Here is a 20,971-nt window from a genome sequence, read left to right as displayed (position 1 = left end):
GCAGTCTTAGTCCTGAAATCGTTCCCAAAAGACAGATATTTCTACCTTTTTTCTGTACTCATCAGCGATACAGAAAATCATATACTCGATATCGATAATTAAAATTTATAATTCAGTACTAAAACTTAAATAATTTGGTATAACCATATTCACAATTCATACTTAATACTTAAAGCGAATGTTAGTATTATTCGATTATTAAGCTTCTCAACCTCTGTAAACAACTTTACCTGTACCACTTTGTTTTTTTAGCATAGCCTTTCCTTTACCATAATTTACGATGTCACCATTACCTGCCATTTCAACACTGAAATCGTTGTCTGTCCTGATATTAATATCTCCGTTACCCGATTTGTAAATATCTACTTTTTTTGCAATGATACTCTTGGTTTCAATATTGCCATTGCCGTTATTGTTTATTTGAAGGTAATCAATAACAGAACCTGCAAGAGATAAATTACCATTGCCTCTGTTTTCTACTCCAACGTATCGACCTATAAAATTTGTAACACTTACGTCTGCGTTTGAAAAGTTATATATCTTCGAAATCTCAGGCATTATAATCCTAACTTTTGTCACCTTTCTTTTTTTCCAATCGGTTTCAAACTTGCTATCCAATTTAACCAATAATCTATCTCCTGACTTTGTAATTTTAATCTGTTCTTGTGCGTTACCTTCTCCTGAAACAGTTATACGAAATGATTTACCTAACTCTATTTCAACCTGACCGTTTACATTTTCTATTTGTACTTTGTCAAAATCTTTGAAGTCATAGCTTTTTAGGTCGCTTTGTGTAGTTGCTATATGTGATACAAAAAACAAGCCTAATATGAGTAATAGTGATTTTACCTTCATCATGATAGTAATTATTTGGCTAAAGTTGTTAAATTCTCCTTTAATTGTTGGTCGTTAGGGTCGAGTTCTAGTGCTCTTTGATAACTTTTTATTGCACTCGCTTTGTTATTGATTTTTAAATAATAATCACCCCAACGGCTGTGAACCATCGATGAATTTGGGTGTTGTTCTAGGGCTACATCTAAAATCGTCTTTATTGCTTTTAAATGTAAAGGTTTTTTATTCATTAAATCGTAAGCTAAATAGGTAATTTGCCCTTCGTTCATATTCATTGCTGCAAATGCTTTTTTTGCTTCGTCGTACTTTTGCATACTCAAATATTCGCTTGGTGAAAATTCATCGTCTTTCATTTTTGGCATGGGTTTCTTCTGATATATATTTTGAAGCCCTATTACTTCATCCTTTTCGTTTCTTACAAAGAAGCCTTTTATATTGAAATCTGAAAAAATAATACTATCTTTTGATACAGGGAAGCAATAAATATCAAAACTGTTATTGATATTTTCTACTAAATAGTTTTTTTCTTTTCGTAAGTAGAGCACTTCATCCGTTGACATTCTATAACGTCCTACCAATTTATCTAATTCAATATCTGGCAAGTTGACTGGCTGAATTTCGGTTGGTAGAAAATTTGTCCAATTATAGACCTTTGCAACGGATCTCCTTATTTCTTTACCAATTCCATTTTGGTTATCCCCCGAATTGAGCATGATAATGACACCATTGCCACCTTCAACACTGGCCATTCCGTATGCTAAAAAACCTGCATTTACTCCAGTAAACTCAAAGAAAACTCCTTTTGGATCATTGTTGTCGGTTCTTTGAATTAAAAATGGACCAATTCCCATTTGTTCTTTGTAGCCCCCATCTGAAACATTTACTTGAGGTGTGAGCATCTCCTTTGCTATGGCTTGGCTCAAAACGGTTCCTTTTCCTAAATAAGACTTTTGAATGTCTATAAACAACTTTGCAAGGTCAGTTGGTGTGGAGTAAAGCCCAGCTGCTGCCTGTTGAGGGTAAACATAAGGCATTCCCTTAAACCAAGATGCACTAGAATAAGCCCAAGAACATTGATTGGAAAACTTTTTAGGTACGGGTTGCTCAAATGTAGAATTTTTCATTCCTAGTTTATCAAAAAGTATTTCTTGTGTAAGGTCTGAAAAACTTTTTTTAGAAATATCCATTAGAGCTAATTGTGCAATCATACTTCCTCCGCCAGAATAGCGAAATTCATTTGCTGGTTCACTGTTGACAACTACTGCTCTTGTTTGTGAAATTTTTGCACCACTTAGTATTTGAGTAATGCTAGGTAGGGGCTCGGCTGGGGTAAAGCCAAAATAAGAAGTTTGTGAAGTTCCCGCAGAATGACTTAATAACATTCTCAGGGTAATAGGTTTTTTTTGGGTAAAATCATTGTCAGCTATTTTCCAAGAAGTAAGATAAGTATTGATAGGTTTGTCTAGATCAATTTGTTGGCTATCAACCATTTTCAAGGCTGTCACTGCCATTAAAAGTTTACTAATTGAACCTGCTGAAAACATTGTTTCTGGAGTGACAGGCATATTTTTTAGGGTATCTGCCATACCATAACCTTTGACCCAATCAATTTTGTAGTCTTTGATAACTGCAATACTAAGGCCAGGTACCTTATAGTATTTCATTCTGTCGATTAAGTTCCAACCCTTAAATCCTTTTACTGGCACATATGGAATTAAATTGTTTTCTACTTGAGTGATCCTGTCTTGGACTTGTTTGCTTTGGGCAAATGATTGTCCTACTATAAGCATTAGAAAAAGTAAAATGATTTTTGCCATTTGGTCTTGAGGTTAAAAGACAGTTTATTACGTTAGATAACATTTTGCTCCGAATAGGAGGGGAGGAAACAAGCACTAAACTTCGTGAAATGCTAAAAATCTAAATTCATTATTCTTCTTTTAGCGAATCGGTGAAATCCATCTTTTGCAAAATGGTTTTTTCTGATGTACGACTTAAATCTATAAATAAACATAGACCTTTAGTTATACCTTAGAAAAAGGCTTGAATTGACTGAGACGAAAAATGATCAATGACATACATTTCTCTGTTTGATAATATTTATTTTAGTCTGTAATAGAATCTCAGAAAGTCTAGATGTTTTTATACAAAACTCTAATTTAAAGCATAAGTTCATTGAATTTAGCATAATTTAAAGATATATCTATTTGATATACAGTACTATTTGTTGTTTCGTAGATGGTTAATAAACATACTGAATAATTCGTCATAAAAAACGCACTCTGAGAACTTTTAGATTTGAGTGTCTTTTAGTTTTAAAGGAAACATTCTTTTATCTCCTTTGTGGAACTTGTCATTTCTGTACATATTTAACATTTTTTATTCTAGCTCCGTTTAGGAATAATTTCCCTTTTTGTATTTCTAAACTGTAAATGTCTACAAGCATTTTGTTTGTTGAAACCAATAAACCCTTTGTCTTGTAGTCATTTCGGAAAGTAATCTCATAATTCATTCCTTCAAGATATTCTATTTTTAGCGTGGTGTTTGTCTCTGAATTAATGTAATCCCCATTTATGGATCTAAAATCAAAGTTTTCTTTAATTCTATTGGCTTTTGTTAAACGGTAGGGAGAATGGTTTATATAGTATGCGGTTACTTGTAGTTCTCCTTTTGAGTTAACAGTGAATTCTTGTTTAAAAGCTGGGTCAAATTTTTGGTGAAAAATATTATTCGCTTCTCGCTCTAATTCAACATCGTTTCGACCAACTCTTTTTAAAAATATCTTATTGTTGATTTTCTCAAAGGTGAAAGCAAAATCACTTTCAGTTAAATAAGTCCCAAGTATTTCATCTTCTCTAATGTATGTACCTATGCTCATAGGTTGGGTTACTAAATATGTTTCATCCGATTTCAAGTTAAAGATGACATCAGCCATTTGTCTTGTTTGGTTGTAAGGGATTGACTTCCCTGTATTTGTCAGTGTTACAATAGATATATTATTTTGAGGAAACCTAATTGTAGTTGCTTTCCAAGCACCTGTTGCTCCTTCGTGAAAACGATAAGACAGTTCTTTGTATTTACCAAATTCAAGCCCGTAACCATAGTTTGTGAATTTTGAACCTTCAATTATTTTTTGACTTTGTGAAATAATTTTACTTTTAAAGCCCGAACTCCCTCTCCCAAGTGCTAATTTCTCCCATTGAATTTGGTCTTCTAATGTTGTGAAAAGATTTCCATCACCTACCACATTCCAAATCCAATTGAAGGTTGTCCAAGTTCCAAAGTTAAAATAGGCTCTTGCAATCTGTCCTCGAATACTTTTGTAGTTACTTTCAAATGATGTATTCGGCATATTTAGTTGATAAAACATCTCGTTTGTATAGTCAACAAAGGTTCTCTTCGTTACTTTTTCTAAAATTAATGCCAGTAAGATATAGTTTGTATTGCTATATAAATATTTTGTATCTGGCTTGAAATTCAAATCAGACTGTTTCTCTATTAGAGCCAATACGTCGTTGTTACTAAATGATTTTTCCCACCAAGTATAGCCTTGCAATGACCATAAATCATAACAATCTCTGACACCACTTGTATGATTGAGTAGACTTTGAATAGTAATTTTATCTTTTATGTCAGGGTAGATTTTTGGAAACCATTTTCTAATATCATCAGAAAGTTTAAGTTTCTTTTTGTCTATTAAGGTTAATATTGCCAATGCAGTAAATTGTTTGCCGTTTGAAGCGATGTTGAAACGAGAAGATTTATTGATAATAGTACTATCTGCTAAGTCAGCGAAACCTGCATACTTCTTATAAATTACTTTTCCATTTTGGATTATGGCTGTTGCAATTCCAGGTGCATTTTTGGGTACGTCTTGGCATGCAATACTGTCAAGACGTTTAATTTGTTTTGATGTCAAGGCGATTTGCGCTTGTCCAGTTGAAGTAAGGCTTGCAACAAGAAGAAAGGTCTGAGTGAATTTTCTCATTTTTTAAAATTCTTAATTTTTGAAATGGCAAAAATCATATCATATGACCCACAAGTCGCTTTAAATCCTGATTTGATACCTATTTTTTGTAATGTGTTTCAATATATTCTTTAGGATTTAGTGATGTAGCTTTTTTAAAAGCTCTGTTGAACGTGGATTTAGAATTAAAACCACATTCAAATGCAAGTCCAAGAAAAGTTTGAATATTATGTTCGCCTCCTTGAACTTTCTGAAGAAAGGCCTTAATTCTATATTGATTTATAAAGTCATTAAAGTTTACACCGAATCCTTGGTTGATTACTTGTGAAATTTTTTTGGAATGGGTTCCTAGTTCGCTACTTAAATCTGTAATGATAAGCTCAGGATTTTTGTACATTTCAGTATTGCACATCAGCGTTTCTAATTTTTCTTTCCAATTATCCAAGTCTTGAATTTCATTTTTTAGTTCATGTGGCTTACTTGAGGATTCAAATTCATTGGAATTACTTGTTTCCAACTCAAGACCAATAATTGAATCTAAAGAGTATTCTTTAAACGAGGTAGATGACAAAATAGAATTTGTATAACCACTTATGGATACATAATAGAAAAGGAATGAGAAGCTTACATAATACCAAAACTTTCTTCCAAACTCATTCCATTCGGGGTTAATCACAAAAAATAGTATTCGTAAAATAATAAGCATCAAAAAAGCTACAAGAAAGCGTTTTGTCCACCTAAACATTACCGAATCAGCAAAACTCACACTATTATAAGTCACAAATCTGTATCTGTTGTAGGTTTTGATAGATTCGACTAAATAGTAGGTTAATGAGATTAGTCCTGCAATTTGATACCAAGTTGAAAAATCTTTATCTTTCCCATCTTCATAGAAATATGCTTTTTTCAAAACGATAATATCTGTAAGGAAGATAATAATAGCATAAACCCAATAGGCTAAGGCTGGAGAAAAGTGAAGGTAATCCTTTTTTGAAAATTGAAAGGATTTATCCAGTAAAGTTTTGATGTAAAAGAAGAGTACGGGTGGTAATAAGAATAGTTGTTGAAATGGAACATAAAAAAGAATATTCCTGTAGGGTTGTTGTGAATACCATCCTGCATAACCTAGCATGAATGGCACTATATAAAAAGCACTCAATAGGGTAAATACGCCTAACCAGAGACTTGGTTTGTTTTCAGTTTGTAATCCTTTGAAAAGTAATAAAATGGAAAAGATTATGCCATGAAAAAAGAAAATTAGTAAAATGGAGCTTTTCAAACTAAAGGAAAAAAGCATATTGTCTGTTTAGTTAGTTTATCGAATGATTGGAAAGGAGGAAGTATTTATATGAGTGACAACTATTATCGCTTCTCGAAAAGTGGATATCAGGTATAAATACCTGATTTAATGCTAAGGTCATTCTGATATTGTAAAGTATCATATTGGATTGTACGAAGGAATTCTAATCTATTACGGATTTTGGATTACTGATTTCGGAAATAAAGTATAATACCTTTATTTTTTACAAAATATAGAAGTTTACACTCCCGAAATCCAACATCCAATATCCCAAATAAATGGTTTTGCAATTCCTCGTAAACTACTAAGTAGTGTATATGAATCTCAAATATATAAAAATATACTAATTACCTTGTTGAATATCTTTAACTTCGGAATAGCTTAAAAATGTGAGCCTTAAAGTTTTGAAAGAATATCAGAAAATGTTATTAAATCAGTCTCAAAGCCTTGTCAAGTCCAGATATTCACATTATAGTAAGTTAGTACGCAAAATAAAGTTTAAGATTATTCTTTAAGCTTTCAGGTATCGGCTTTCGGCGGTGGACTTTTGGAAAAATGCATGTCTGTGGTCGTTAAAATCATTTTAACACTCTGTGCCTTGTGCCTGTTGCCTTGTCCCTAAACACATAACTTAAATATTATTCTGCTCGATTACTTCTCAACAAAAAATAAAGATGCTCCTTTCAAAATTGGGTTGATTTCATTCAAATAAGCTCCTTTACCCGGCTCCCATAAATGTTGGCATAGCCATGCACCACCCATAGACCAAACACTCCGAAAAATTCAATCAACTGGTCCAGTGATACGCCAAATATCGGTGTTATGATGAGTAACCCATCTACAACATCCGTATATCACCTTGGCTGTTTCTTGACCCATTTCATATGTTTAATTTTGGGGGAAGCTCAGTAAACAGGATGAGTAGTTTATGACAAATATTTCTTTAATTTATTATATTATCAAGTTGGTGCGCAAAATAAAATTCAAGTTTTTGTTTTAGGCAACAGCTACAAGACAATGAGTGTTAAATTGTTTTTTAGTAACCATAGATATGTTTTTGCCTAGTGCCTAAACATATAACTTAAATCTAATTTTGCACGACTACATATTGTGTATTTACTTTTTTGACTATGATACCCGTTTCAAAAAGACAACTAAAAGAACAAGATGTTGATTATTTCTGGAATGCTTTCAGACTAGGAGATATCAACGCACTAGGAAGTTTGTATCAGTTATACAGTCAAGATTTGCTGTCTTATGGCTATAGAATAAGTAATGACAGACAATTAATAAAAGATAGTATTCAAGATTTATTTCTTTCCTTGTGGCAGCAACGAGCAAACATTGCAGATACTACTTCGGTGAAGTTTTATCTCTATCGTTCATTGAGAAATAAAATTATTCGTAATACAGAAGTGGCCAATGTGACTACAGACTATGAATCTTCGTCTATTGACACCATCATAGCAGACCTTCCTTTCGAGAGTATTATAATTGAAGAAGAGAATACGCAGAATATGATTCTCAAACTTCGACAAGCCATAGCATCATTGCCACAACGCCAGCAAGAGGTAATACAATTACGGTATTATCACGATTTTTCGAATGAAGAAATAGCCAATTTGCTCGAAATATCAAATCAATCGGTACGAAACCTTATTTATGAATCCATGAGCCGCCTAAGAAGACTTTTTGCAGGTGGAATACTCCCTTTCTATATCTTATTAGAGGCATTAAAAAAAATATAAAAAAAATTATATTAACAACAGTACAAACTACATGTTCTAATGTTTATAGTGTAAATGATAGACTAAAAATGTACCAGAAATATGCTTCTTATCTCTTGTTAGATTTTATATCAGATGATTTCTTTATTCATTCTGTCAAACACCCTTCGCCCAAAACAGAAGCGTTTTGGTTGGAGTTTCTGGAAGTGTTTCCGCATCAAGCGGATACCTTCGTTAAGGCAAAGCAAGCATTGCATCTTTTGAGCTTGTCAGCCAAACAAGAAACGAACTGGGAAGATTATAAGGAGATTTGGGATAATATTCAGACCGAGCTTGAAACTAAACCACAAAGAACAAGCCTTTACAAAAGCTATAAACCTTGGATTCGCTGGGTTGCCGCCGCAACTGTTGTGTTCATGATAGGTGTGTTGGGATGGTTGTATTATGATGAAAAAAACTCTGCAATCAACTACAATAACTTAGTCGATGCAGCCAAAAAACATCATGAATTAGAAGAAATCATCAATCATACTTCTTCTAATGTCAAAGTGAATTTACCAGATGGAAGTATGGTCACACTTGAAAGTAATAGTAAACTAAGTTATGTAAAGGGATTCAGAGATAACAAACGAGAGGTTTTTCTAGTCGGAGAAGCGTCTTTTGATGTAATAAAAAATCCTAGCAAACCCTTTTTTGTATACAGTAATCGGTTGATTACTAAGGTACTTGGAACAAGTTTTAAAATTGTTAGCATAGGTAATGACGGGGATGTGATAGTGGTAGTTAAAAGTGGGAAGGTGTCGGTTTACCCAAACGTTTCGTCCAATGAAACAAATACAATGGAAAGCAAGGGCGTTGTGATTACCCCCAACCAAATGGTACGCTATGTAGAAGCCAAAGAATTACTACAAAAATCTTTAGTTGAAGAGCCTGTGACGATTATTCCATTAGAGCAAAACAAAGATTTTGTATTTGATGATACGCCTGTAAAAGAAATCTTTGATAGGCTATCTAAGGTTTATGGTATAAAAATAGTGTTTGATGAGCATATTCTTGCCAAATGTACCTTAACCACTCAGCTTCAAACAGGAAATTTATATGATAAATTAAATATTGTGTGTGCAGGGATAAATGCCAGTTATGATGTTGTTGACACACAAATAATTATACATGGACAAGGATGTAATTAAACAAGGATATTCTACCTAAAAGTGAACTCTGCCTATGCATAAACGGTCATTTTATTAAATTCATCACTGAAAAAAATGCCAACAACGATTGCGGCGATGTTGGCAAGTTTGACTACCCATAATGCTTACGAAGCATCCATTTTCATGGATGGATGGGATTATTTTATCTTTTTCAAAATAAAAACATTTAAAGTTAATGAAAAAAATATTCCAAAAACAAATTATTTTTTATAGGCTCATGAAAATTTCCATCATTCAATTTTGTATTGCAGTGATGTTTGCAGGGGTTTCCTTTGCGAGAGTCGCAACGGCACAAGATTATCTGAGTCAAAAAGTAAATCTGACGATAGAAAATCGTGACCTAAAAGATATTATGTCTGTTCTTGAAAGTCAGACAAACATTAAATTTACCTATCGTCCTAAAATCTTAACCACTACTAAATATTCTTTCTCATTTAATCAAACATTACTTTCAGACGCACTGAACAAGATATTTTTGCCTCTTGGCTTAACCTACAGGGTTATTAGCAATCAGGTTATCCTTACCAAAGAATCTGAGCAGCTTACCACTTCTAGTGTGCTGCCAGTTGGTCAAGATATGGTATTTCAAACTGTTACGGGAAAAGTGACAGATGAGAATGGAAATCCAATGGCAGGTGTTACAGTGTTGATACAGGGTACTCAAAAAGGTACTAACACTGATAGTAAAGGCAACTATAAAATCAGTATTGAGAACGAAAAAGCCATACTTTTATTTTCCTTCATTGGGTATAAAAAGCAAGCCGTTGTAGTGGGAAGCAGAAGTGTTATTAACGTATCGATGGTTGCTGATAATACATCTTTAGAGGAAGTAGTCGTGGTTGGCTATGGTGAGTTGAAGAAAAGTGATGTAACTGGGTCTGTATCGAAGTTAAAAGTAGATGGTAACGAGGATAAACCCATTGCTTCGGTAGATCAGTTAATTCAGGGTCGTGTATCTGGTGTACAGATTACGCAAAACTCTGGTGCACCAGGTTCTGGTATGACCTTTTTGATTCGTGGTGCCAGTTCGGTAACAGGTTCAAACCAACCTTTGATTATTTTAGATGGCTATCCTATAGAAACAGACCAACGAAGTCTTACACCAAATACAGGCTCAAGTTTTTGGGAAACGTCTGTTCCTCCAACTAACCCTTTGGCTGCGATTAACCCTAATGATATAGAATCAATAGAGGTATTAAAAGATGCTTCATCCACAGCTATTTATGGCTCTCGTGGAGCAAATGGCGTTGTGTTGATTACAACTAAACGAGGTAAAAATAACAGAGATCAGTTTTCATACTCTTTTAGAACAGACTTTAGCAGACTACCCCGTACAATTGACGTGCTAAGAACCCCAGAATTTATACAGTATGCCAATGAGGGTGCAATTAATAGCAAGAGAGACTCTGTATATAAGGCCGCTCAAATACCAGATCTATTAAAGACAGACTCCTATTGGCAAGATGCAGTAGTACAGCAAGGTGTATCTCAAGACCATCAACTTTCGTTTACAGGAGGAGATGAAAAAACGAAATATTCTATTTCTGGTAATTATTTTACCCAACAAGGTATTATTAAAAATGCTCAATTTGATAGAGGATCAATTAGAATTAACCTTGACCGACAAGTATTGCCCAAATTAAAAGTATCGGGAAGTTTTAATGGAACCATAAGTGTAGATAGGTCAAGTCAGCAGTCAAATTCAAATGGAGATCAGTCTGGTTCAGTTATTACGGGTGCTTTACGATATAGACCAATCGTTCCAATATTTGCTACCGAAGGTGACGATGACCCCAATATTGGTGCAGAAGGTAATCCTCTCACAATAATATCATTAGGTAAAAACATTTCTAGGTCTAATGTGGTGTTGGCCAACCTTAAAGCAACCTACACGATTGTAAAAGACTTGACATTCTTGGTAAACACGGGTGTAAATAATACCAATGCTCGCAGAGATAACTTCCAGCCTTTTGGAACTTTTGCTGGTCGTAACCAAGGATATGCTTACTATGGAGAGTCGAGTGCTTTCAACTTTCTAATTGAAAACACTTTAAATTTCAATAAAACAATCGCAAAAAAGCACAGAATAAACGCAGTAGTAGGATATACTTGGCAAGAATGGAATAACAAGAGTTCGGGAGTTCAAGCAACTCAGTTTGTTTCAGAAGCATTAGCAGGGGCTAATTTACAGTTGGCAAGTACGGCTTCTGTACCTGTTACAACCAATCAAAAATGGGCTTTGCAATCGGTATTAGGTCGTTTTAACTATTCATTTGATAATCGTTACTTGTTTACCTTGACAGGAAGAGTGGATGGTTCTACACGTTTGGCCGAAGGGAATCAATGGGCATTTTTCCCATCTGTAGCCACAGGATGGAATGTTCATAATGAACCTTTTATGAAAACTCAAAAATTTATAAATGAATTGAAAGTTAGGGCAAGCTATGGTTTGAGTGGTAATCAAAGTATAGGAGTAGGTTCATCGAAAGACGTGGTAGGAACAACCAGAACAGTATTAAATGGGGCTATTATTACCGCTTTGGCTCCAACAAGCTTGGGTAACTCCAATTTAGGGTGGGAAATTACCCGTCAGGCTAATGTTGGTATTGATTTCACCATTTTAAATAATAAGTTAAAATTTGGTTTTGAAGCATATCATCGCAAAACATCCGATTTGCTCATCAATTTATCGTTACCTGGTTCAACTGGCTTTACAAGTTACGCTACTAATTTTGGTGAAGTAGAAAATAAAGGGCTGGAGTTTGAAGCAGACGTGATGATTTTAGATGGTAAATTTAAGTGGAATGCTGCTGGAAACATTAGTTTCAATAGAAATAAGGTAATTAGTTTGGGGAATGGCGTACAATTGTTTGGTGCTAGTTATCTATCCGTTGGGTCAATTGGGCTTGGACAACCAGCCAATACAGCATTAGCGGGTTATCCGATAGGTGCATTTTTTGGATACCAAGTAAATGGCGTATATCAAAATGCGGACGAAGTAGCAGCAGGGCCTAAAGACCCAACAAACCCAACCCCAGGCGATATTAAATATGTAGATACGAACGGAGATGGTCAAATTTCTGTTGCCGACCGTACCATTATTGGCAATCCTTATCCTGATTATACTTTTGGATTCACTAACGATTTTCGTTATAAGAATTTTAATTTGAATGTATTTTTCATGGGAAATATAGGACAAGATGTAATGAACCTGAATCGTCACATCTTAGATGCCCTAACATTTACTACCGGAGCAAACGTTAGAACCGAAGCTTGGGAAGGTCGTTGGCAAGGAGAAGGAACCAGTAACTACTATCCACAAGCTAGGAATGTAGGAAATGCTTTTAGAGGAAGACTTAGTAATTTCTACTTGGAAGATGGCTCTTTTATCCGTTTAAAAAACATCACCCTGAGCTACAACTTACCTGCTAAAACACTAAAATGGCTGAAAGGTGCAAAGGTTTATGTTTCTGCGACAAATTTGATTACGTGGACCAACTACAAGGGATATGACCCTGAAGTAAGTGCTAACGCTACGAGTTCTTTGACTCCAAGCGTTGATTTTGGAACGGTTCCCCAATTTCGAACTTATTCAACAGGTATCAATCTTACATTTTAATCCATTCGATTTTAACGCAAAATAAAATGAAAAATATATTCTATCTAGTTATAGGTTTATTCTTTGTATCAGGATGTAGTTTGAAAGAAGAAATTCTTGATACATTAACTTCTGATAATGCTATATCCAAACAAGCAGATGTAACAGCTTTTTTGAATGGTACTTATGCTACATTACAAACAGATGGAGGGTTTAAAGCAAACTATGCAATTTTTTGGTCAACAGCTGACGACATCAATATTCGTCCAGGTATAGCCACAAATCTTCCATATTCTATCAAAACACATGATTCAGCAACACCCGCCACTAATAATTTTTGGAATACCATGTATGCCACTATTAACCGTTGTAATTTCTTGTTAGAAAAAATAGAACCTTTAAATATCAATGCAGCCTACAAAACAAGAGTAAAGGGGGAATTATATTTCTTGAGAGCGTTCTCCTATTTTTACTTGGTTCGCCTTTTCGGGAATGTGCCGCTTCGCTTGAAGGCTACCGCTTTAACGGATGATTTGACACCTGAACGTGCTTCTGTAGATAAAGTTTATGAGCAGATTTTTGCTGATTTAAAGCTTGCCTCTAACACACTACTGACCCGAACAACCTTACCAGTGGCAGAGTTCGGACACGCCACCAAGGGTGCAGCTCAGGCTATGTTAGCAAAAGCTTATTTGACTTATGCCTCTCATCAAAGTTTAAAAGGAGTAGATGCTGTACAAAACTATACACTTGCCAAGGTATATGCCGATAGTGTAATTAATTCAAATCAATATAAATTGATAGCATCCTACAATGATCTTTTTGATATAGCCAAAGAAAGAGCAGCTTACGAAGAGGTTATTTTTGGGATTTCATTTACCAGAGATGCTCAATTAGGAGCATTAGGGTCGCAATTTGCAGGATTTTTCCTTCCTACAACAATGCCTAACGTTGCAGGACAAGGTACATCCAAAACAGGAATTGAAAACTATGTGGTGCAACCTTGGTTTTATGATAAATATTCTTCAGGTGATTACTTGAATGATTATAGAGTAGAACGCTCTTTTTTGACAACGTGGACAAATACTGCAAATCGTAAAACGATTACCTACCCTTTGTTAAGAGCCAGTACAACAAGCAATGAGGTTATTCAAACAACTACTGTTCAGCCATTTATATATAAATATGTTGATGGGGCGGGTATTACCAATTCCAATCAGGAAAACGATCTATTTATCATTCGTTTGGCAGATGTCTATTTAATTAAGGCTGAGGCTGAAAATGAAGTGAATGGTCCTACCCCTGCTGCATACGCCGCTTTTAATCTGTTAAGAGCAAGAGCGAGAAACGCCAACGGAACGATTAGAACAACGCCTGCCAATTTAACTGCTGGTCTTACTAAAGATGAGTTTAGAATGAAAGTTTTTGATGAAAGAGCCTTAGAGCTTTTTGCTGAAGGGCATCGTTGGTTTGACTTGGTGCGTTTTAAAGCTCCTAATGGAAAATCAATGATGGAGTATCAGTTTGGTACTTTTCTACCAACCTTAAAAGCAGGATTGCCAGTGTATAATAATACAGCACGCCGTTGGGATGGCGGTGTGACAGAACCTAATAGTCTTCCTGCTTTTAATGCAAGATTCATGTTACTGCCCATACCTCAATCTGAAATAGTGGCGAATCCTAAGATTACTCAGAATACAGGGTATTGATTTTTTATCTTCCAAGGAGATAGTAAACAAAGGGCTTTTGATAGCCCTTCATAATTGCATTTAAAAATGAAAAATATATTACTCTTCACCATTACAACTTTAATTTTGAGTTGTAGAGCAGTATCGCTTGTACCTCAACAAACGTACAAGGATACCAATATTAAGTTTGAAGCGACAAAATTAACCGACCAAGAAAAAGAAGCACTGGCTAAGTCGCTCATGGGCACACACCCCAATTACGACCCCGTTGAGAAAATGGTTTTGACTACCCTAAATGGATATAATTATCATACAGATGCTACTTCAGGCCGTTTTCATCAAGTAAGAGCTTCATTCTCATACGCACTCGACTTATTAGATTTGGGTGATAAGCAATACGAGCAGCGGGCTTTTGATATTCTTGAAAAGTGTATTTCACTCCAAGATACAATCAGTGGCTCTAAAACTAAAGGCATTTGGGGGTATTACCTAGAAGAACCCTTGGCAACTAAAAAGTCCCCCCCTGATTTCAACTGGGCAGATTTTAATGGAGCAACTTTATTGGAAGTTTGGATGGGACATCAAGCAAAAATACCAGAACGTCTGAAACCAATCATTCAACGCTCGTTGATTTTAGCCGCTCAATCTATTCAGAAACGAAATATCACCATGAGTTATACCAATATCGCTATTATGGGTACTTACGTGACGTACATGGTTGCTCATTTATTCAATGAGGTTGACATGAAAGCCTATTCTACCGAGCGTTTGAAGCGTTTTTATGATTATACCCTAGAAAAAGGAGGATTTACAGAATATAATAGTCCAGCTTACACCATCATTGCCATTGATGAACTAAGCCGTATGAAAGAGCATATCATCGAACCCAGTGCCAAGCAGATGATTGACAAATTGTACTATACAGGTTGGGAAATCATCGCCAAGCATTACCATTCTCTTACAGGTCAATGGGTTGGGCCACATAGCCGTGCTTATCACTCTACGCTTCAAAATTCATTTTATGATTTAATCAATCGAGCATCTAAAGGAGCTATTGAGCTAAAACCCAATCTTACCTTTACCTACAGCCGTCTAAAGCATAGTATTCCAACCGATTTGTATGCTTATTTTCAGTCGGGGACATATCCAAAAACGCAAAAAGAGGTTTTTGAATTAGTAGCCCCAAAAATAGAAGGTACTTCTTACATGACCTCACAATATGCTTTAGCTACAGCGACCCGTTCTTCGATGTGGAACCAGCGTCGTCCTTTTTTGGCGTACTGGGGTACAGTTCAACAACCTAAGTACCTACAAGTTCGTTTTTTACATGACAATTACGATTTCAGTTCTGCTAGTTTTTATAGTCAACAAAAAGATAACAAAGTGTTGGCAGCCATCAACCTGAATTTAGGCGGCGGTGATAAACACATCAGTATAGACCCCATCAAAACAGGGAAATTCACTGCCAAAGATTTGCGTATTCGTTTTGAATTTGGGAAACAGACAACAGAGGTTTTACCTGTAAAAAATGGACAAGGGATAGATGCTACGGTTGATGGATTGAAAGTGAGCGTACACCTGTATAAAGCCGTTTTTGAAAAATACGAAGGACGTTGGGAAAAGGGCTTCGACAAGAATGGAGCATGGTGGGATTACGTAATTTATAATGGTAGTGAAAAAGAGTTTGATTTGAATACCATTAAAGAAGCGGCTTGGGGGTTTACATTTTCCATGGGAAATTCATCGGAGACATTGCCTAGTGGCATACCATCAGTATCGGAAACTACTGGAAAGCTAAAAGCTACTTGGCAGGGCTTAGAATTGGAAATTCCAACGAACATTTTGCCTTTACCTAAAAATTTGTAGAAAATGAAACGATTAAAAACGATCCTTTTAGTTTTTCTAAATAGCTGTTGGGGTTTAACTGTTTTGGCTCAAAACACGAAACCTAAAACAATAGCTTCGTTTGAGAATTTCCCTAAAGATGCCAATCCAACGGAAATAGGCAAACGCTTATCAGAACGCTTTATGACTCGTCCACATAGCACTTTTGGGGCTTTTAAAGCAACACCGCCTACTGAAATCACCTATCCAGATGCTTGTGCATGGTATGGTGCTTTGACTTTTGCCAAACTAACGGACAATAAAGACTTGTCGCAAAGGCTGATAAACAGAGCCGAACTTCTGCTCAATGAAGAAGCACATTTAATCCCTTACGCCAAAGATGTTGACCGTGCTGTTATAGGGATTGTTCCTTTAGAAGTATATAATCAAACGAAGGATGAGCGGTTTTTAAAAGTAGGTTTAATACCTGCTGATGAGCAATTTAAAACCTTATCACCCGAAGAATATACCAAATTACCTGTTGAAATAAGAAACAGATATGCTAAAGGTTACAGTTGGCATACCCGTTTTTGGATGGATGATATGTATATGATAACTGCCCTCCAATCGCAAGCTTACCGAGCTACCAATAATTATAAATATATCGACCGCACCGCTCGGCAAATGATAGCTTACTTAGATACGTTGCAAACACCCAATGGCTTGTTTTATCATGCCAATGATGTACCCTTTTACTGGGGAAGGGGCGATGGCTGGCTGGCAGCAGGTATGGCCGAATTGTTGAGCATTTTACCCAAAGATAATGTCTATCGCCCTCGCATTATGCAAGGCTATAAGGATATGATGAAAACGCTCTTGAAATACCAAGATAAAAACGGCATGTGGCATCAATTGCTCGACGACCCAACTGCTTGGCCAGAAACTTCAGGTACTGCCATGTTTACTTTTGCCTTTATAACAGGTGTAAAAAAGGGCTGGTTAGATGAGAAAATTTATGGACAAGCAGCAAGAAAAGCATGGATTTCACTGTGTGGCTATTTGGATGAGAACAACGATTTGCGTGAAATATGTGAAGGAACGAATAAGAAAAATGACCGCCAATATTACCTCGACCGCAAACGCATCACAGGTGATTTGCACGGACAAGCACCTATGATTTGGTGTGCAATGGCGTTGGTGAAATAATATAAACAAATATGAAAAATTGTATTCAAATTTTAGGCGTAATTTTAATATTCTGCTTCTCTACAGCTGCTCAAAAAGATACCTTAATAAAGGTAAATGAGTTTTCAAAACGAAGTGGGCTACCTAATTTTTTTGATAAAGTTATGGCAGGAAAAAAAATTAAAGTTGCCTATTTAGGAGGGAGTATCACACGAGCTGATAAAGGTTGGAGAGACCAGACATTTGAATGGCTAAAAACAGAATATCCTAATACGCCATTTGAGCAAATCATGGCGGCAATCGGTGGAACAGGCTCGGATTTTGGGGCATATCGTCTTAAAAATCATGTTTTACAATACAAACCAGACTTGGTATTTGTGGAGTTTGCCGTAAATGACCATTCCAAAACTTCACAACAAGTGAAAGAATCAATAGAAGGAATTGTTCGGCAGATTTGGAAAGCAAACCCTAAAACGGATATTTGCTTTGTCCATACTTTTCAAAAAGTACAGTTACCTTTTTATTTCAAAGGGAAGTTTCCTGTTTCCGCTACAGCGATAGAAACCGTTGCCGATTACTACCAAATACCTTCTATTTGTATGGCATTGCCTGTTACTAAAATGCTTGAAGACGGTAAAATACTTATGCAAGGGAAAATCAAGGATTATCCTGATAAGATGGTCTTTTCAGAAGATGGTGTGCATCCTTTTGTAGAAACTGGGCATAAGATATACGCTGAAACGGTAAAAAAACACTTTAAATTATTACAATCAGTAGGGAAGTTGGGAAAACATACTCTTAAACCTGCCTTAATGCCCAATAATTTGCAAAAAGTGACAATGGTGTTGATGGCTAAAATTGAAAAAAGTAAAGGCTGGCAACGGGTGGACTCAGTAGTGCTAAATAAACCTTTTGCTTCCTTGATGCCACCCGTTTATGCGTCAGAAGATACCACTGATTTTATAAAAATAACATTTAGAGGTAAACGATTGGGTATAGTAGATGTTATCGGGCCAAGTAGCGGACAAATGGTGGTTTGGATAGATAACGCTCCCCCTCAATATATCAATCGTTTTGATGACTATTGTACCTATTATCGGATGAATTACAGCCTGATTTCGGGTTTATCAGAGGGAAAACATACGGCAATTATTAAAGTTTCTCCCCAAAAATTGGATAAAGCAACTATTTTGTCCAAAAGAAATAACATAATAAACAACCCTCAGCTATTCGCTAAACAAGCACTTTACATTGGTGCTATCTTAACCGAAAAATGAAAAAAATAATTATCCTTCTCATAAGTTTTTGTTTATCAGGCTTTTTACAAGCACAAACACCCCAAACGACTAATAAACCCGACCGAGTAAACTGGTTTCAAGATTTAGGGTTTGGTATGTTTATTCATTGGAATGTGGACGGTACACTGGGGGCAGTTATCAGCCATTCATTGGCTGGAGCTTCCGATGAATATGCCGAAAAGTACTTTTCAGAATTACTCAAGTATTTCAATCCCGAAAAGTTCAATCCGACTTCCTGGGCAAAACTAGCGAAGCTGGCTGGGATGAAGTACGTAGTATTCACGACTAAACACCATTCAGGTTTTTGTATGTGGGACACCAAAACGACGACTTTCAATGTGATGAACACGCCCTTTAAAAGAGATATTACCAAAGAAATCGTAGCGGCATATCGCAAAGAAGGAATAGCCATTGGACTTTATTTTTCGCCTGAGGACTTCCTCTACTTTTACCAAAACAAAATTCCATTAGGTCGCTTACAACATCCACAACATTATCCTGCAAACAATGCAGGTTTGATGGAATATGATAAAAAACAACTGAAGGAACTGTTTACTAATTACGGTAAAATTGACATTCTGTTTATCGACGGCCCAGGCGATGGGCTTCGAGAATATGCTTGGAGTTTCAACCCAGATTTAGTTATTACCCGTGATTTGATGAAAACACCTGAACAAAATACGCCGAATGAAGCTTTACCTCGCCCGTGGGAAGCCTGCTACACGATGGGAACAGACTGGGGTTATAAACCTACCAATGACTCCCATAAATCTGGAACGCAAGTTATCAATATGCTCACTGAAATCAGAGCAAAAGGCGGTAATTTCTTGATGAATATCGGGCCTAAACCTGACGGGGAAATTCAAATAGAACAGGAATCTATTTTGCAAGAAGTGGCTTTGTGGAATTTTGCTAATTCGGAGGCCATTTATAAAGTGAAGCCATTACCAGTGATTCGAGAAGAAAACGTTTGGTACACCCAGTCAAATGACGAAAAATACATCTATGCTACTGTTACCCGTCATAGCCCCGATGATTGGAAATATGGCGACAGAAAAGCTTTTGTTCTAACTCATATTGAAGGGAATGAAAAAACAAAAGTCAGTATTTTAGGCTATAAAAGCGAATTGGTAGAGTATAAAAAAGATTTTGATGCAAAAACATACGTAGCTCCAACCTCTATTGGCTTGGTCATCAGTGCTGTCAATGGGCAACGTTTTTATACCAATAATAAATGGCCTAACGCCATTGTTCTAAAAATTGAAAATGCAAAATTTAGAAAATTGAATGCCTTAAAATCAACACAAAGTGTTATAGATGGAGCTAAGTAATGTTTGCTTTTAATGGAAACCTACAATTGCTGTTAAGAGCATGTTTAAAAATTATATTTGTTGCTCATTCAAATAGCCAAAGAGTCACTGCTTCGTCAGAATTTACTGTTCATGTCGAGTGCGACCCCAGTATAGTCTTAAGAGTGTCTCCTCAAGAGGTTTAACTAACGGAAAGTTCGTTCATTGACACGCCTCCATTGAATGGCTAACCCCTTTTGCAGTAGTTGGTTTCGGCTTCCCTTGAAAATTACTTTTTTCAGCAAAGACCTACAAAACAAGAGTCATCCCGAATTTTGCTGTACGAACTAGATTCAGAGTATATTTTGGATGGCTGTTCTTCATCGATAAATCGGTGTTAAAGCATTTTGGCACCGATTTCCTGTTTTATGGGCATATTGCTTGACGATTATGTTGATAATAGATGGCCAATTCCTGATGAGGGTTGTAAGAAGGATTCTAAAACTGTCTATTTAGGATATCGGATGTTGGATTTCGGAATTGTAAGCTTTTATGTTTTGTAAAAAATGTAGGTATTTTACTTTATTTCTTAAATCAGAAATCCCAAATCCGCAATTATTGGAAATCCTTCGTACAACACTAATTCCTGATGAGCTTCATCAAGAAGTCGTAAATGAGCGTGACAATGGCTAGTAAGGGTATTCTCGAAGAATCCTAAACTAGGAGATTCAATAGCTTGCTCGGTTTTGTCGAATCTAAACGCCTGCTCGATATTCCATCAATGCATGTAGCTATTACATATTTCCCAAGCTTCCTTAGCTGATTCTACAGGCAATGAGGTTAATAAATAGGGTGGTAATTGGTAGTTTTTAGTATCTCTTACTATTCATTTGCATAACCACGGTCAAGCACATGCAGGATGCCTTTTCCTACTTGTTTTTGTAGTTTTTCTAGCATCCGAAACATAATGTTTCGACCATATTCCTTGTATTTACCTCTGGTAGTCCACCAACTCATCTGACATACACTTACAGA

14 protein-coding genes are annotated in these 20,971 nt (G+C 36.0%); 9 read left to right on the top strand and 5 right to left on the bottom strand.

Going from position 1 to position 20,971, the window contains the following annotated elements:
• Nucleotides 1-207: 207 nt before the first annotated feature.
• The 5 genes from QM524_RS09160 to QM524_RS25985 form a co-directional block, all read right to left on the bottom strand.
• Nucleotides 208-858: a GIN domain-containing protein gene (locus tag QM524_RS09160; RefSeq protein ID WP_283344332.1), complete on the bottom strand. Its 651-nt coding sequence runs from the start codon at nt 856-858 to the stop codon at nt 208-210.
• A gap of 8 nt (nt 859-866) precedes the next feature.
• The gene (locus tag QM524_RS09155; protein WP_283344331.1) at nt 867-2,669 is read right to left on the bottom strand and encodes a serine hydrolase; all 1,803 of its coding nucleotides are present in this window, start codon (nt 2,667-2,669) and stop codon (nt 867-869) included.
• A gap of 533 nt (nt 2,670-3,202) precedes the next feature.
• Nucleotides 3,203-4,837 carry a serine hydrolase domain-containing protein gene (locus tag QM524_RS09150; protein WP_283344330.1) on the bottom strand — a complete coding sequence of 545 codons (1,635 nt, stop codon included), beginning with the start codon at nt 4,835-4,837 and terminating at the stop codon, nt 3,203-3,205.
• Between the two features lie 79 nt (nt 4,838-4,916).
• On the bottom strand, nt 4,917-6,113 hold the full coding sequence (locus QM524_RS09145) for a helix-turn-helix domain-containing protein (RefSeq protein ID WP_283344329.1): 1,197 nt from the start codon (nt 6,111-6,113) through the stop codon (nt 4,917-4,919).
• Between the two features lie 786 nt (nt 6,114-6,899).
• On the bottom strand, nt 6,900-6,995 hold the full coding sequence (locus QM524_RS25985) for a glycosyl hydrolase family 95 catalytic domain-containing protein (protein WP_388045032.1): 96 nt from the start codon (nt 6,993-6,995) through the stop codon (nt 6,900-6,902).
• A gap of 251 nt (nt 6,996-7,246) precedes the next feature.
• Here QM524_RS25985 and QM524_RS09140 point away from each other — a divergent pair, with 251 nt between their 5' ends.
• The 9 genes from QM524_RS09140 to QM524_RS09100 all read left to right on the top strand — a co-directional run bounded on the left by QM524_RS09140 (nt 7,247) and on the right by QM524_RS09100 (nt 19,978).
• A complete protein-coding gene (locus QM524_RS09140) occupies nt 7,247-7,864 on the top strand; it encodes an RNA polymerase sigma factor (RefSeq protein WP_283344328.1) in 618 nt (205 codons plus the stop codon).
• A gap of 68 nt (nt 7,865-7,932) precedes the next feature.
• Entirely contained in the window at nt 7,933-9,033 is a 1,101-nt protein-coding gene (locus tag QM524_RS09135) for a FecR family protein (protein WP_283344327.1), read from the top strand.
• 75 nt (nt 9,034-9,108) lie between these two features.
• Nucleotides 9,109-9,267: a hypothetical protein gene (locus tag QM524_RS09130; protein ID WP_283344326.1), complete on the top strand. Its 159-nt coding sequence runs from the start codon at nt 9,109-9,111 to the stop codon at nt 9,265-9,267.
• 4 nt (nt 9,268-9,271) lie between these two features.
• Complete coding sequence (locus QM524_RS09125; protein ID WP_283344325.1) at nt 9,272-12,673, top strand: SusC/RagA family TonB-linked outer membrane protein; 3,402 nt, start codon at nt 9,272-9,274, stop codon at nt 12,671-12,673.
• Nucleotides 12,674-12,699: 26 nt separating this feature from the next.
• Nucleotides 12,700-14,361: a RagB/SusD family nutrient uptake outer membrane protein gene (locus QM524_RS09120; protein ID WP_283344324.1), complete on the top strand. Its 1,662-nt coding sequence runs from the start codon at nt 12,700-12,702 to the stop codon at nt 14,359-14,361.
• Between the two features lie 66 nt (nt 14,362-14,427).
• Complete coding sequence (locus QM524_RS09115; protein WP_283344323.1) at nt 14,428-16,206, top strand: hypothetical protein; 1,779 nt, start codon at nt 14,428-14,430, stop codon at nt 16,204-16,206.
• A gap of 3 nt (nt 16,207-16,209) precedes the next feature.
• Nucleotides 16,210-17,370 (top strand): glycoside hydrolase family 88/105 protein, encoded by a 1,161-nt coding sequence (locus QM524_RS09110; RefSeq protein ID WP_283344322.1) that lies wholly within the window; start codon nt 16,210-16,212, stop codon nt 17,368-17,370.
• A gap of 143 nt (nt 17,371-17,513) precedes the next feature.
• On the top strand, nt 17,514-18,626 hold the full coding sequence (locus QM524_RS09105; RefSeq protein WP_283344321.1) for an SGNH/GDSL hydrolase family protein: 1,113 nt from the start codon (nt 17,514-17,516) through the stop codon (nt 18,624-18,626).
• Nucleotides 18,623-19,978 carry an alpha-L-fucosidase gene (locus tag QM524_RS09100; RefSeq protein WP_283344320.1) on the top strand — a complete coding sequence of 452 codons (1,356 nt, stop codon included), beginning with the start codon at nt 18,623-18,625 and terminating at the stop codon, nt 19,976-19,978. Before QM524_RS09105 ends, QM524_RS09100 begins: the two co-directional genes overlap by 4 nt.
• Nucleotides 19,979-20,971 lie beyond the last annotated feature (993 nt).

Origin of the sequence: Flectobacillus roseus (assembly GCF_030056595.1) — a bacterium.
Taxonomy (GTDB): Bacteria; Bacteroidota; Bacteroidia; order Cytophagales; family Spirosomataceae; genus Flectobacillus; species Flectobacillus roseus.
Note: the sequence above shows the minus strand (reverse complement) of the source record. Positions and strands in the feature narration are given on the sequence as shown.